We start from the raw sequence: 13501 nt of genomic DNA, 5'->3' as shown, positions 1-13501 counted from the left end.
CACGGCGCCGCGGTGTCACACGCCGTATTCGGCGAGGATGAACTCGCGCAGCTGCACACTGCAGCGCGCGACGGCTTCGCGCCAGTCCGTGAGAGCGCCGTCTTCGGCCTGATCGGAGATGGCCCGGAACACGCGGATCGGGACCTCGAACCGCCCCGCCACCCAGATGTACGCATAGGTCTCCATGTCGACCAGAACCGCGCCGGACGGGCGGATCACGGCGGTGATCTCCGCGTCCTCGACGAAGTGGTCGCCGGTCGCGATCAGCACGCCCTCCTTCCCGGTCGACACCTTCGTGGGAAGGGAGACGTGCTGCCCGGAGATTCCGTCGAGATCGGTGACGTCGTGCTGGAATGCCGTGCCGACCTCGTGCACCCTCGGCTCGAGGTCGGGGTCGATCGCCCCGGCGGTGCCCACCACGACGATCTCGTCGTAGTCGTTCGCATCGAGGGCACGGGTGAGTGCGTACGTCGCCTGCAACTTGCCGGGGCCCGTGATGAGCCGATCGAAGCCCTCGAGCTCCTCCGGGAAGGCGGACAGTTCGGAGGCGAGCGCGGCGACGAGGAGTTTCACTGCCCCATTCTCTCAGGTCACCGCGAACAGAACCTGACGAGCGACGCGGCGTCACCCGGGTGTAACACGGAGGGGCGATACTGATTCGAGGAACAGAGCGGAGGATCACATGTCGTTGCAGCAGCAGATCTCGGAGGACCTCGGCGTCCGGCCCGAGATCGATCCCGAAGCCGAGGTCGAACGTCGAGTCGCGTTCCTCGTCGAGTACCTCCGCACGACGGGCGCGAAGGGTTACGTGCTCGGGATCTCGGGCGGGCAGGACTCGACCCTCGCCGGGCGTCTGGCGCAGCTCGCGGTCGAGAGGGTGCGGTCCGAGGGTGGCGAGGCGAAGTTCCTGGCCGTGCGCCTGCCGTACCGCGTCCAGCACGATGCGGCGGACGCTGAGGCGGCACTCGACTTCATCGCTCCGGATTCTTCGGTCGAGGTCAACATCCAGAACGGCGTCGACGGTGTGGAGGAAGACATCGAGTTCGCGGTCACGAGTGACATCAGCGACTTCAACCGCGGCAACATCAAAGCACGCGTGCGCATGGTCACGCAGTACGCGCTCGCCGGGCACGACGGCCTCCTCGTCATCGGCACGGATCACGCTGCCGAAGCGGTGACGGGTTTCTTCACGAAGTTCGGTGACGGCGCGGCCGACATCCTTCCGTTGTCCGGTCTCAGCAAACGGCAGGGGCGTTCGCTGCTGCAGTTCCTCGATGCCCCGGATCGACTCGCGTTCAAGGTGCCCACCGCCGATCTTCTCGACGGGCAACCCGGCCGGGCCGACGAGGAAGAACTCGGGCTCACGTACGAGCAGATCGACGACTTCCTCGAAGGACGGTCCGTGGATCCCGACGTCGCCGGCCGCATCGAGGCGCGATACCTGGCGACTCAGCACAAGAGACACCTGCCGGTGACCCCGGACGACACCTGGTGGCGGTGATCGCAGTCCGCTTCTGAGGGCGTCCCGCTTCGCCCGTGTCGGATGCCGCGGATAGTGTCGAAGCATCCGACAGAACGGGAGCATCGTGCGGATCGACACTCAGGCGCAGCGCGTCATCTGGAGCGCGAGCGACCTCAAGGCGGCCGCGGAATGCGAGTTCGCGTGGTGTCGGGCGATCGACGCGAAGCTGGGCCGGGTGCCGGCCGTCGAAGAGCCGGAGGACGCGACGCTGAAACGCGCCGCGGAGCTCGGCGACGTCCACGAGCAGAACGTGCTCGCCCGCTACATCGACGACCTCGGCGACGAGAACGTGCATCGCATCGAGAAGGTGTCCTCGGTCGATGCGGAGGCGCTGGCCGCGGCGATCGACGAGACCGTGCGGGCGCTGCGGTCCGAGGCGCTGGTCGTCTTCCAGGCGGCGTTCGCGACCGAGGAGTTCGTCGGGTTCGCTGATTTCCTGCGCAAGGACGACGAGGGGCGGTGGCGTGTCCAGGACTCGAAGCTGGCGCGCAAGGCTCGCGTGACGGCGCTCATGCAGCTCGCGGCATATGCCGATCAGCTCGACCGGCTCGGCATCCCGCGCTCCGATGAGGTCGATCTCATCCTCGGCGACGGCACTCTCAGCACGCATGCCGTCGACGACCTGCTCCCGCTGTTCCAGGTGCGTCGCGCCCGGCTTCGTGCACTCATCGCCGATCGTCGTGTCGCTGACGGTGCAACGGGAACTCCTCTCGCCTGGGGCGATGATCGCGGTGACCTCCAGATCGTGGCCTGCGGCCGGTGCGCGACCTGTGAGGAGCAGGTGCTCGCGCATCGAGACCTCCTGATGGTCGCGCGGATGCGACCGGTGCAGCGGGCGCGACTGCGGGCAGCCGGTGTCGAGACGATCGACGCCCTCGCCGCCGCGGTCCATGCTCCGGCGGGAATGAACACCGACACGTTCGAGAATCTTCGCGCTCAAGCCCGTCTGCAACTGCGCGCGGATGCAGAGGGCGAGCCGACGTACGACGTGCACTACGCGCAAGCGATCCATACGCTTCCCCTGCCGAGCCACGGCGACATCTTCTTCGACTTCGAGGGGGATCCGCTCTACACCGAGCCCGCAGCCGACGGGGAGGCGCAGTGGGGGATCGATTACCTCTTCGGCTGGGTAGACAACGCGGACCAGTACTCGGCACTGTGGGCGCACACCTTCGCCGACGAGAAGCGCGCGCTCGAGTCCTTCCTCGACTTCGTCACCCTGCGCCGGGCGGCGCATCCCGGTATGCACATCTATCACTATGCCCCGTACGAGACGTCGCATCTGGTGGCGATGGCCGCGCGACACGGCGTGCGCGAAGGAGAGGTCGACCGGCTGCTGCGGGAAGGGGTGTTCGTCGATCTGTACCCGCTGGTGCTGCGTACCGTGCGGGTGGGATCCCGCTCGTACTCGATCAAGAAGCTCGAACCGCTCTACATGGGTGAAGACGTGCGCACGAGTGACGTGCAGAAGGGCGATGACTCGATCGTTCAGTACGTCGCGGCACGCGAGCTCGCGGCGGCCGGGAACCAGAGTGAGGCGGAGGTGGTCCTCGCCGACCTCGCCGACTACAACCGCTACGACTGCGTGTCCACGCGAAGGCTGCGCAACTGGCTCATCGACATCGCACGGCAGAAGGGCGTCACACCGGCGCCGCCGGACGCCGCCGACGAGGTCATCTACGAGCCGTCGCCCCGCTCCGTCGCGCTCCTTGCCGACGCGGAGCAGGCCGTGGAGGCCGGGGGCGACGGACTCGTCCATCGCATCGCGGCCGCGGCGATCGACTACTTCCCTCGCGAGGCGAAGAGCTTCTGGGTGTCGCATTTCCAGCGGCTGCGGGAGCCGGTGACGATGTGGGACGGCACGCGAGACGTGGTGCGGGTCGATCGTCCCTCGTCTTCCGTCCGACGGGACTGGAGTATCGGGGAAGGGCGCAGGGTGATGTCCCGCGACATCGAGATCCGGGGAGAGGTGTCACCGGGAACGACTCTCGGCGCGGGTTCGCAACCGTTCGCCCTGTACGAGGTGCCGGCGCCCTTCGATACCGAAGTGCCGTCCCGAGCAGTCCACGTGCCGCACACCGTCACGGTGGCCGAAGTGCTCGACGACGGTTACCTCGTCACCGAATCGGCGGTGCAGGGCCAGACCTGGGACGAGCTTCCCCTCGCACTCACCCCCGCCGCGCCGCCGCGGGTCGTCTCCCTGCAAGGGGCGATCGACGAGTGGGCCGATGCCGTGCACGTTGCGGCCCCGGGCTACCCGCATGATGCCGCGACCGACATCCTGCGTCGTATCCCTCCGCGCACGACGTCAGGGGATGCGCTCCCACCCGCAGACGACGACGTCATCGACGCGATCGTGCGCGGCGTGCTCGACCTCGACCACAGCTATCTCGCCGTGCAGGGGCCTCCCGGAACGGGTAAGACGTACACCGGGTCTCGTGTGATCGCACGTCTCGTGAACGAGCACGGTTTCAAGGTCGGCGTGGTCGCGCAGTCGCACGCCATCATCGAGACGCTGCTGGCGCGGATCGTGTCCGACGGCGTCTCGCCCTCTCAGGTGGCGAAAGCGCCGAAGGATCCCGACGCCGAACCGCCGTACACCGCGATTCCGAAGAACGGCATGGCAGCCTTCCTCGCGGAGCACATCGGGGAGGGTGCGGTCGTCGGTGGCACGGCATGGGACTTCAGCAACACCCAGCGCGTCGACAGGGAGGGACTCGATCTGCTCGTGATCGACGAGGCCGGACAATTCTCGCTCGCCTCGACCATCGCCGTCGCCGCCGGTGCGAAACGGCTCCTGCTGCTCGGTGATCCGCAGCAGCTCCCGCAGGTGAGCCAGGGCGCGCATCCCGAGCCGGTGGACACGTCCGCTCTCGGGTGGGTGATGGACGGCGATCCGGTGGTCCGGCCGGAGTACGGCTACTTCCTCGCACGATCGTGGCGCATGCACCCGGCGGTGGCGGCTCCGGTGTCGAAGCTCGCATACGCAGGACAGCTCGCCTCGGCGCCCGGCACGGAACTCCGCACTCTCGACGGTGTGGAGCCCGGACTGCACGTGGTTCCGCTCCGGCACCGGGGGAACGCCACCGCGTCAGCGGAGGAGGCCGCCGAAGTCGTGCGGCTCGTCGACGATCTGATCGGTCGGACTTTCACCGACAACGACCCGAATACCTCGGCGCGTCCGCTGACGCAGTCCGACATCATCGTCGTCACGCCCTACAACGCGCAGCGCCAGCTGGTGCTCGATGCGCTGGCCGATGCAGGCTTCCCGGATGTTCCGGTGGGGACGGTCGACAACTTCCAGGGCAAGGAGGCGGTGGTGTCGATCACCTCGCTGGCTGCCTCGAGCGGTCGGGATGCGCCTCGGGGGCCGGAGTTCCTGCTGCTGCAGAATCGTCTCAACGTGGCGATCTCCCGCGCTCAGGTCGTCGCCTACCTCATCCACTCCCCGGCCCTCCTCGACGATCTGCCGTACACGCCCGAGGGAGTCGCTCGTCTCAGTGCCTTCGCGCGTCTCGTGGGTGCGGCGGAGTGAGCGTCCACACCACGGAGGACATCCTCCGGGCTTCCGCTGCGTGGGTGTGGTTCCCCCGCGACAGCGATCAGGTGCACGAGGAACTGCAACTCGTGCGGTACCCGGCGCGCTTCGGCGGCGGGGTTCGTGCATCGCAGGTCCGCTCGTCTGTCGATGCCTCTTCGGTGCTCGATCACGCGATCGCGCACACCCGCGGCTGGGGCGAGGCGCAGCTGACGTTCTGGACCAACCCCTCGGATTCGCCCGATCTCGAAGACGAGCTGCGTCGGCGCGGCGCTGAGCACATCGACACCGTCGCCGTCCTCGCGCGCGCCATCGATGAACTCGTCGTCGACGTCCCCGGGGCGGCGTCGGCGGAGATCGTGCGCACGCTCGAACAGGTGCGGGAGGTCGACGCGATCAACGTGCCGGTCTGGGCGCAGGAACCGCTCGACGAGGAGGAGATCCGCATCGAGAAGGATGAGGTCGTCGCAGGGCTGAAGACGGGGCGCGATGTGCGCGTCCTCGGTCGGCTGGAGGGACGGTCTGTGAGCACCGGCGGATGCACGATCGTCGACGGCTTCGCACGGTTGTGGGGAGCGGCGACATTACCGGATGCGCGTGGTCGTGGTGCGTATCGGGCTGTCCTCGCCGAGCGGTTGCGCGCTGCCGCCGAGCGGGGCGCGGCGACCGCCCTCGTGAAGGGCCGCGTCGCCACGTCCGCACCGATCCTCGGGCGTGTGGGCTTCCGATATTTCGGCGACGAGCGCGCCTGTCGACTCACCCTCGCAGACTGATATCGGTCAGACCGTGCCGTAGAGGCGGTCGCCGGCGTCGCCGAGTCCGGGGACGATGTAGCCCTTTTCGTCGAGGCGCTCGTCGAGCGCGCCGAGCACGAGGGTCACGTCGCGGTCGCCCGCCATCGCCTCGATCGCGGCGACACCTTCGGGAGTGCCGAGCAGGCAGATCGCCGTGACGTCCTTCGCCCCGCGGTCGAACAGGAACTGGATCGCCGCCGCGAGCGATCCGCCGGTGGCGAGCATCGGGTCGATGGCGAAGCACTGGCGGTCGCTCAGGTCGTCGGGGAGACGCTCGGCGTACGTGGTCGGCTCGAAGGTCGTCTCGTCGCGCACCATTCCGAGGAACCCGACCTCTGCGGTCGGGAGCAGCTTGACCAGACCTTCCAGCATCCCGAGGCCCGCGCGGAGGATCGGCACCACGATGGGACGCGGCTCCGAGATCTTGACGCCCGTGGTCGTCGTCACAGGGGTGGTGATCTCGATCGGGCTGACCTTCACGTTGCGGGTCGCCTCGTACGCGAGCAGGGTCACGAGTTCTTCCGTGAGCTGGCGGAACACCGGCGACGGGGTGCGCGCGTCGCGCAGCACCGAGAGCTTGTGAGTGACGAGAGGGTGGTCGGCGACGTGAACACGCATGGATACAGGGTAATGCGCCAGGGAGCCCGGCACGACATCCGGGCCCGGTGACCTGGGTGCGGCTGTCGTAGGCTCGACGTATGACCGCCGCCGACGACCTCGCGATGCAGCGGGCGCTCGCGCTTGCGGACGAGGCGGCGGCAGCGGCGGAGATCCCGGTCGGAGCGGTGATCCTCGACCGTGAGGGGAACATCGTCGCCGAGGGGCGAAACACCCGCGAGGCCACGAACGATCCGACCGGTCATGCCGAAGTGGAGGCCTTGCGTCGTGCGGCGGCATCCGTCGGCTCGTGGAACCTCGAGGGGCACACCCTCGTGGTCACCCTCGAGCCGTGCATCATGTGTGCGGGGGCGATTCTGCAGGCGCGCATCGGGCGCGTGGTCTTCGGCGCCTGGGACGAGAAGGCGGGCGCGGCCGGCTCCATGTACGACGTCCTGCGCGACCGGAGGCTCCCGTACCGCGCCGAGGTGATCGGCGGTGTGCAGGCGGACGCGGTGGCGTCGCAGCTGCGCACCTTCTTCGAGAAGCGGCGCTGAGCACTCGCTGCCCGTCCGGGCTCCGCGCTCAGTCGGAGGACTTCAGCACGAAGACGTCGGTCGACGGCTCGGGATCGATCGCGGGGCGATACACGTCCGGCTCGATGTAGACGATGCGAGCGACCGGAACGGCCTCGCGGATGCGCGCCTCGATCGCGTTGATGTCGTCGGCGGCTTCCCGCAACGGCTTGTCGGCGTTGAGGGCGATCTTCGCAGCGACCATCAGCTCGTCCGGTCCGAGGTAGAGAGTCTTCATGTGGATGATCTTCTCGATCTCGTCGCCCGCGTTGATGGCATCGACGATGCGGTCGTGATCGGCGGCCGTCGCCCCTTCGCCGACCAGCAGGCTCTTCGTCTCGACGCCCAGCACGATCGCGATCAGCACCAGCAGCACACCGATCATCACGGTCCCGAGGGCGTCGAACACCGGGTTTCCGGTGAGGAGCGTGAGCCCGACGCCGAGCAGCGCGAACGTGAGGCCGGTCAGCGCACCGACGTCTTCAAGCAGCACGACGGGGAGTTCGGGAGCCTTCGAACGACGCACGAAGGAGACCCACGACTGCCCCTTCTCCCGCACGATGTTGCTTTCGCGCACCGCGGTGCGCAGCGAGAACGACTCGAGCCCGATCGCGATGAAGAGGACGACCAGCGGCAACCACCACCAGGTCCTGTCGAGCTCGTGGGGGTTGGTGAGCTTCTCGACGCCCTCGTAGATCGCGAACAGTCCGCCGACGGAGAAGAGGATGATCGACACGACGAAGGCGTACACATAGCGCTCCCGGCCATAGCCGAAGGGGTGTGAACGGTCCGCTTCGCGACGTGCCTTGCGTCCGCCGAGCATGAGCAGGAGCTGGTTGCCGGAATCGGCGACCGAGTGGATGGCCTCCGCGAGCATCGAGGCGGAACCGGACAGCGCCCAGGCGACGAACTTCGCGAGCGCGATGCCCAGGTTCGCCAGGAACGCCGCGACGATGGCCTTGTTGCCTCCGGATGCACTCATGGGACGAGTCTAGAACCGCCCACCGGAGGATGCGGGGAGTGCCCGCCGTAGGATGACGACATGGCTGACTCGCTTCCTTCCCTCGCTTTCCTCGGTGCCGGCTCGATGGGCGGTGCGATCCTGCGCGGAGTGGTCGCGTCGGGCATCCGGATCGACGGCGGGATCACCGCGACGAACCGCACCGCGGAGAAGGCGGAGGCGTTCGAAGGGCTCGAAGGCGTCACCAGCATCGCACTCGCAGAGCGGCCGGACGGCAACGCCGAGGCCGCTGCGGGCGCGCGCATCGTCCTGGTTGGCGTCAAGCCGGCGATGGTGCCCGACCTGCTGCGCGAGATCGCCCCGCACCTCGCCGCCGACGCGATCGTGGTGAGTGTCGCCGCCGGTGTCACGCTGCAGACCTTCGCCGATGTGCTCGGCCCCGATGCCCGCGTGATCCGGTCGATGCCGAACACTCCGTCGACGGTGCGCAAGGGCGTCACCGGTCTCGCCGCGGGGGCCGCCGCGACCGCGGACGATCTGTCGCTCGTGCGTCGTCTGTTCGAGACCGTCGGCGCGGTCGTCGAGGTGCCGGAGTCTCAGATCGACGCGCTGTCGACGATCTCGGGATCGGGTCCGGCCTACGTGTATCTGCTGATCGAGGAGTTCACGAAGGCAGCCGTCGGCATGGGCTTCGAGGATGCCGACGCCAGGCTGATGGTGGAGCAGACGTTCATCGGCGCGACCGCACTGCTCGACGCCTCGGGAGAGGATCCTGCCGAGCTGCGTCGCCGCGTCACGAGTCCGAAGGGGACGACGGAGCGGGCTGTCGCGGTGCTGCAGGACGCGCACCTCGAACGCACTTTCTCCGATGCCGCTGCCGCCGCACTCGCGCGGGCGAAGGAACTCGCCGCCGGAGCCTGAACCATGCGGCTGCGTATCGGCACCCCCTATCGGTGCTCGAGGTCGCTAGCTCTCGCTGGCGACCTCGGCGAGCACTTCGGGCCAGCGTCGGTTGAGGATGCTGCCTCCGAGCACCGTCCCACCCCACAGGGCGAGCGCACCGAGCACGACACCGCACGCGAGGCTGACCCAGCCCAGCGCAGGATTCCAGATCCCCGCGATCGCGAACCCGAGGGCGGGTGCGCCGACGAGCAGCGTGATCGGTCCGATGATGATCATCGCGAGAAGCGACTGCACGCCACCGGAGGAGCCGCGACCGAGCGGGTTGGCCTCGGGCGCGGGAGCGCGACCCGGGAGGAAGCTGCCCACCCAGGCGCCTGCGCCGGCCGAGATCGCCGTCAGTCCGAGCGCCGCCCCGAGGCTGCCGGGCAGCAGGTCCATCCGGCCGGCGAGCAGGCAGGTGGCGACGCACAGCACGAGGGTCAGGGGCACGGCGATCAGCCCGAATCCGAGCAATCGTCCCGCCCGATCCGCGGCGCCGCGGACGCCGCCCAGGATGTGGGCGGCGATCGCGTCGTTGTCGTAGGCGATCGCCATCTGGATGATGGTGCCGGTGAGGAGCGCGTTGATCGTCGGGATCAGCGTGAGTGCGGGCCCGAATCCGACGGACTCGTCCTGCAGTCCGTTCATGAGCGCGAGCCCGATGAAGATCGCGGGCAGGAGCAGCATCATCACGACGTTCACGACCTGTCGAGGGTCGCGGCGGAAATATCGCAGTGTGCGTGCGGCGATGGCGCCGGTCGGAGTGGCCGGCAGGACCCGGTCCAGCAGGCCACCGGAGCGCACACGTCCTCCGCCGCTGTTCTGGATCGGAGCGACGAGGCGTGCGGCGAGCAGCCCCCGTGCCGCGAACCACAGGGCGATGACCGTCGCAAGGGCGATGAGCAGGCGGAGTGCTGCGGAGAGGTAATCGCCCTGCGCGACCGACGCGGAGACGCCGAACACCGCACCGATGGGCGTCCAGCTGACGATGTCGGTGACGGCGGTGAACGCCCCGCCGATGTCGTTCACCCGGAACAGCGCACCCATGCCGAGGTTGAGCAGCAGGCCGGAGGAGGCGACGAGCAGCACCCCCAGGATCACGACGAGGTCGCGGGTGCCACGGCGGGCCAACCACCCGGCGAGGACCCCGCTCACCACACGGGCGCCCAGCACACACGTCACGACGGCGACGGGTGCGAGGATCAGAGCGCTGAGCAGTGCCGGAAGGCTGATCGACCAGCCGAGGAGCATGAGCAGCAGTGCCGTGATCGTGCCGAGGCCCCCGATGGTCGTCGCGCCGGCGACGACCAGTCCGGGCAGCAGGGCGCCGGCGGTGAGGGGGAGCAGAGCGAATCGCTCGGGGGCCAGCGAATCATCGCCGCTCACCAGGATCGACCCGACCCACCACCCGACGACCAGCACAGTGCCGGCGAGGACCATGACGGTGACCGCGGCCTCGGGGGCGGCGAAGCGCAGCGCCACGAGCGCTGCCGTCAGACCCGCGAGCATGCCCAGGGCGATCATCCCGGTGAGGACCAGGGTCACGATCATCCAGGGGTTGCGCGAGAGCTGGTGGCCCAGCTGCCGCCAGCGCAGGCTTACGAGGAGCGCAACCACGCGAGTGTCTCCGTCCCGAGATCGTGTGCGCCCACCAGGGCCAGGAACCGCTGCTGAAGCGTGAGACCGGCGCGCACCTCATCCAGCGTGCCGTGTGCGAGCAGACGACCCTCCGCGACGATGGCGACCCGGTCGCACATCGACTCGACGAGCTCCATCACGTGGCTGGAGAGCACCACCGTGCCGCCGCCGTCGACGAACGCGCGCAGGATCTGGCGGATCGTCTCGCCCGACACAGGATCGACCGCCTCGAGGGGCTCGTCCAGGATCAGGAGTCGCGGCGCATGGATCAGGGCGCACGCGAGGCCGATCTTCTTGCGCATGCCCGCCGAGTAGTCCACGACGAGGCGATCACGCGCATCGGTGAGGCCGAGGGCGGCGAGGAGCTCTTCGGTGCGCGATGCCACGTCAGCCTCGGGCATGCCTCGCAGCAGGCCCGTGTACCGCAGCAGCTCTGCGCCGGAGAGCCGGTCGAGCATGCGGATGCCGTCGGGGAGCACGCCCATGCGCGCCTTGGCTTCGGCGGGGTTCTGCCACACATCCGCACCGAGCACCCACGCGTTCCCGGCGTCCGGACGCAACAGTCCGGTCGCCATGGCGAGGGTCGTGGTCTTGCCCGCGCCGTTCGGTCCGAGGAGTCCGAGCATCGATCCGGCCGGCACGTCGAGGGAGAGGTTGTCGACGGCGACCTTCGGCCCGAACTGCTTGTGGAGCCCGCGGAGGGCGAGGACGGGTGGGGCCGTTGTGTGGTCGGTCATGCCCTCCATCCCACCACGGACGGGTCGTCTGCGCGTCCGCCCTGAGGGGGAGTCGTGGAACCGGGGTGGGTCCCGTCGTCAGCGGTCGAGTGCAGCGAAACGCTCGATGTCGCTGTTGGTGCCCGACACGATGATGAGGTCGTGGTTGGTGACGATCGTGTTCGCCTCGGCGTAGCGGAACGGCTTGCCCGGGCTCTTCACCCCGACGACGGTGACCTTGTACTTCGAGCGGACGCCCGACTCGTTCAGGCCGACGCCGCGGATGAACTTCGGCGGGTACATCTTGGCGAGCACGAAGTCGTCATCGAAGCGGATGAAGTCGAGCATCCGTCCGCTCACCAGGTGCGCCACGCGCTCGCCGGCCTCGCGCTCCGGGTAGATGACGTGGTTCGCGCCGACACGGGCCAGGATCTTGCCGTGGGACTGGGACACGGCCTTGGCCCAGATCTGCGGCACCTTGAGGTCGACGAGGTTGGCCGTGATCAGCACGGACGCCTCGATCGAGGAGCCGACGGCGACGACCGCGACCTGGAAGTCCTGCGCACCGATCTGGCGGAGCGCATCGATGTTCTTCGCGTCGGCCTGCACGGTGTGCGTGACGCGGTCGGACCACTTCTGCACGAGTTCGAGGTTGTCGTCGATCGCGAGCACCTCGCGGTCGAGACGGTCGAGCTCTCCGGCGCAGGCGGCGCCGAAGCGGCCGAGACCGATGACGAGGACGGGAGCGTCGCCCCGGAGGACTTCAACCAACGATCGGCCTTTCCACGGGCAGTGAGTAGTACTGCGTTCGCGATGTCGCGGCGACCGCCGCGGCGAGAGTCACTGTACCAACGCGCCCCATGAAGATGGTCGCGGCCATGACGTAGGAGGCTGAATCGGGCAGATCCGCGGTGAGCCCCGTCGACAGCCCGACGGTGCCGAAGGCCGAGATCACATCGAACAGGACGTGGCTGATCTCCTCCTTGGTGAGCTGGGCGATCACGATGGTCGACAGCGCGACGATGGTCGCCCCCCACGCGACGACGCTGAGGGCCACGCGTTGCACGTCGCTCGGGATGCGCCGCCCGAAGGCCTCGACGGACTGACGCCCCTTCGCCTCCGACCACACGGCGATCGCGAGGACGGCCAGGGTGGTGACTTTGATGCCGCCCGCCGTCGACGCCGAGCCGCCCCCGACGAACATCAGCATGCTGGCCGCGAGCAGGGAGGAGCCGTTCAGATCGTCCATCTCGATCACATTGAAGCCGCCGGATCGGGTCATCGCCGAGAGGAAGAAGGCCTGGAACGTCGTGTCGGCGGCATCCATCGACCCGAACGTCTTCGGGTTGTCGAACTCCAGGACGACGAAGACGGCCGCACCCAGGATGAACAGGAGCACCGTGGTGACGAGGGTGAGTTTCGTGTGCAGTGACCAGCGCTTGACGTGCCAGACGTGCTTGGCGAGCGAGTAGATGACGGGGAAGCCGATGCTGCCGAGGAACACGCCCACCATGAGGAGAGAGAGCACGAGGTAGTCGTCGCCGAACACGGCCACACCGCCGTCGTTCGGGGCGAAGCCGGTGTTGGTGAAGGCCATGGCCGCGAAGTACGGGGCCTCCCAGAGCGCCGCGATGGGGTTGACCTCCGCCATCACGAGGGCGGGGTAGAGCAGAACGGCGAGCGTGGCCTCGATGATGAGGGCCGATACCGCGACGGTCGTGAGCAGCTGGCCGACCTCGCCCAGGCGCACGGTCTGGCTCTCGTTCACCACGCCCCCGTGCGCGCGCAGAGGGTTCGTGTCGCCGGCCGCCAGCAGTTTGGCCCGCAGCCCCAAGCGCTTCGAGATGAGCATCCCCATGAGGGACGCGAGGGTGAGGACGCCGATACCGCCGATGTTCACGCCGAGGAAGACGACGACGTGCCCGAACGGCGACCAGTGGTTCGCCATGTCCACGGTCGACAGGCCGGTGACGCAGATCGTCGACATGGCCGTGAAGAGGGCGTCGCTCAGCGGGGTGACGGTGCCGCTGGCGGACGCGATCGGTAGCGACAGGAGAACCGTGAACACGAGGATCAGGAGCGCGAAGACGACGATCGCGAAACGGGAGGGTGAGGAGGTGAGGATCTGCCTCGCACGGCCGGCGATTCCCGACAGACCCTGTCCTGGGGACGACGCCGAAACGATGCCCGACATCGCTGCCCCCTCATCTTCTCTCTC

General features: G+C 68.4%; 12 protein-coding genes. 5 read left to right on the top strand and 7 right to left on the bottom strand.

The features are described 5' to 3' along the window. Nucleotides 1-15: 15 nt before the first annotated feature. On the bottom strand, nt 16-573 hold the full coding sequence (locus LVJ59_RS07410) for a nucleoside phosphorylase (RefSeq protein ID WP_232762532.1): 558 nt from the start codon (nt 571-573) through the stop codon (nt 16-18). 109 nt (nt 574-682) lie between these two features. On the opposite strand from LVJ59_RS07410, the gene nadE reads away from it, so the two are divergent. The 3 genes from nadE to LVJ59_RS07395 all read left to right on the top strand — a co-directional run bounded on the left by nadE (nt 683) and on the right by LVJ59_RS07395 (nt 5833). Further along, a complete protein-coding gene (nadE, locus tag LVJ59_RS07405; RefSeq protein WP_047520547.1) occupies nt 683-1501 on the top strand; it encodes an ammonia-dependent NAD(+) synthetase in 819 nt (272 codons plus the stop codon). 85 nt (nt 1502-1586) lie between these two features. Next, nucleotides 1587-5057 carry a bifunctional RecB family nuclease/DEAD/DEAH box helicase gene (locus LVJ59_RS07400; RefSeq protein ID WP_232762531.1) on the top strand — a complete coding sequence of 1157 codons (3471 nt, stop codon included), beginning with the start codon at nt 1587-1589 and terminating at the stop codon, nt 5055-5057. Then, nucleotides 5054-5833 carry a hypothetical protein gene (locus LVJ59_RS07395; protein ID WP_232762530.1) on the top strand — a complete coding sequence of 260 codons (780 nt, stop codon included), beginning with the start codon at nt 5054-5056 and terminating at the stop codon, nt 5831-5833. The genes LVJ59_RS07400 and LVJ59_RS07395 overlap by 4 nt, the downstream gene beginning before the upstream one ends. 6 nt (nt 5834-5839) lie before the next feature. On the opposite strand, the gene upp is transcribed toward LVJ59_RS07395, so the two are convergent. Further along, nucleotides 5840-6472: a uracil phosphoribosyltransferase gene (gene upp / locus LVJ59_RS07390; protein ID WP_047520553.1), complete on the bottom strand. Its 633-nt coding sequence runs from the start codon at nt 6470-6472 to the stop codon at nt 5840-5842. A gap of 80 nt (nt 6473-6552) precedes the next feature. On the opposite strand from upp, the gene tadA reads away from it, so the two are divergent. Further along, complete coding sequence (gene tadA, locus LVJ59_RS07385) at nt 6553-7008, top strand: tRNA adenosine(34) deaminase TadA (RefSeq protein ID WP_232762529.1); 456 nt, start codon at nt 6553-6555, stop codon at nt 7006-7008. 28 nt (nt 7009-7036) lie between these two features. On the opposite strand, the gene LVJ59_RS07380 is transcribed toward tadA, so the two are convergent. Then, nucleotides 7037-8008 (bottom strand): cation diffusion facilitator family transporter, encoded by a 972-nt coding sequence (locus LVJ59_RS07380; protein WP_232762528.1) that lies wholly within the window; start codon nt 8006-8008, stop codon nt 7037-7039. 60 nt (nt 8009-8068) lie between these two features. Here LVJ59_RS07380 and proC point away from each other — a divergent pair, with 60 nt between their 5' ends. After that, entirely contained in the window at nt 8069-8908 is an 840-nt protein-coding gene (proC, locus tag LVJ59_RS07375) for a pyrroline-5-carboxylate reductase (protein ID WP_232762527.1), read from the top strand. Between the two features lie 45 nt (nt 8909-8953). Here proC and LVJ59_RS07370 read toward each other — a convergent pair whose 3' ends face one another. The 4 genes from LVJ59_RS07370 to LVJ59_RS07355 form a co-directional block, all read right to left on the bottom strand. After that, nucleotides 8954-10546, bottom strand: coding sequence for a hypothetical protein (locus LVJ59_RS07370; RefSeq protein WP_232762526.1), 1593 nt, complete (start codon nt 10544-10546; stop codon nt 8954-8956). Further along, nucleotides 10528-11304, bottom strand: coding sequence for an ABC transporter ATP-binding protein (locus tag LVJ59_RS07365; protein WP_153243596.1), 777 nt, complete (start codon nt 11302-11304; stop codon nt 10528-10530). The genes LVJ59_RS07370 and LVJ59_RS07365 overlap by 19 nt, the downstream gene beginning before the upstream one ends. A 78-nt stretch (nt 11305-11382) precedes the next feature. Further along, complete coding sequence (locus LVJ59_RS07360) at nt 11383-12054, bottom strand: TrkA family potassium uptake protein (protein WP_047520565.1); 672 nt, start codon at nt 12052-12054, stop codon at nt 11383-11385. Next, nucleotides 12047-13477 carry a TrkH family potassium uptake protein gene (locus tag LVJ59_RS07355; protein WP_232762525.1) on the bottom strand — a complete coding sequence of 477 codons (1431 nt, stop codon included), beginning with the start codon at nt 13475-13477 and terminating at the stop codon, nt 12047-12049. Before LVJ59_RS07355 ends, LVJ59_RS07360 begins: the two co-directional genes overlap by 8 nt. Nucleotides 13478-13501: the final 24 nt, after the last annotated feature.

Origin of the sequence: Microbacterium sp. KKR3/1 (assembly GCF_021272365.1) — a bacterium.
Taxonomy (GTDB): Bacteria; Actinomycetota; Actinomycetes; order Actinomycetales; family Microbacteriaceae; genus Microbacterium; species Microbacterium aurugineum.
The sequence above is the reverse complement of the archived record's forward strand: the minus strand, read 5'-3'. Positions and strand labels throughout refer to the sequence as shown.

Excerpts from the sequence above, each read along its gene's own strand:
- nadE (WP_047520547.1), top strand. The coding sequence starts at position 683 with ATGTCGTTGCAGCAGCAGATCTCGGAGGACCTCGGCGTCCGGCCCGAG.
- upp (WP_047520553.1), bottom strand. The coding sequence starts at position 6,472 with ATGCGTGTTCACGTCGCCGACCACCCTCTCGTCACTCACAAGCTCTCG.
- tadA (WP_232762529.1), top strand. The coding sequence starts at position 6,553 with ATGACCGCCGCCGACGACCTCGCGATGCAGCGGGCGCTCGCGCTTGCG.
- LVJ59_RS07380 (WP_232762528.1), bottom strand. The coding sequence starts at position 8,008 with ATGAGTGCATCCGGAGGCAACAAGGCCATCGTCGCGGCGTTCCTGGCG.
- proC (WP_232762527.1), top strand. The coding sequence starts at position 8,069 with ATGGCTGACTCGCTTCCTTCCCTCGCTTTCCTCGGTGCCGGCTCGATG.
- LVJ59_RS07365 (WP_153243596.1), bottom strand. The coding sequence starts at position 11,304 with ATGACCGACCACACAACGGCCCCACCCGTCCTCGCCCTCCGCGGGCTC.
- LVJ59_RS07355 (WP_232762525.1), bottom strand. The coding sequence starts at position 13,477 with ATGTCGGGCATCGTTTCGGCGTCGTCCCCAGGACAGGGTCTGTCGGGA.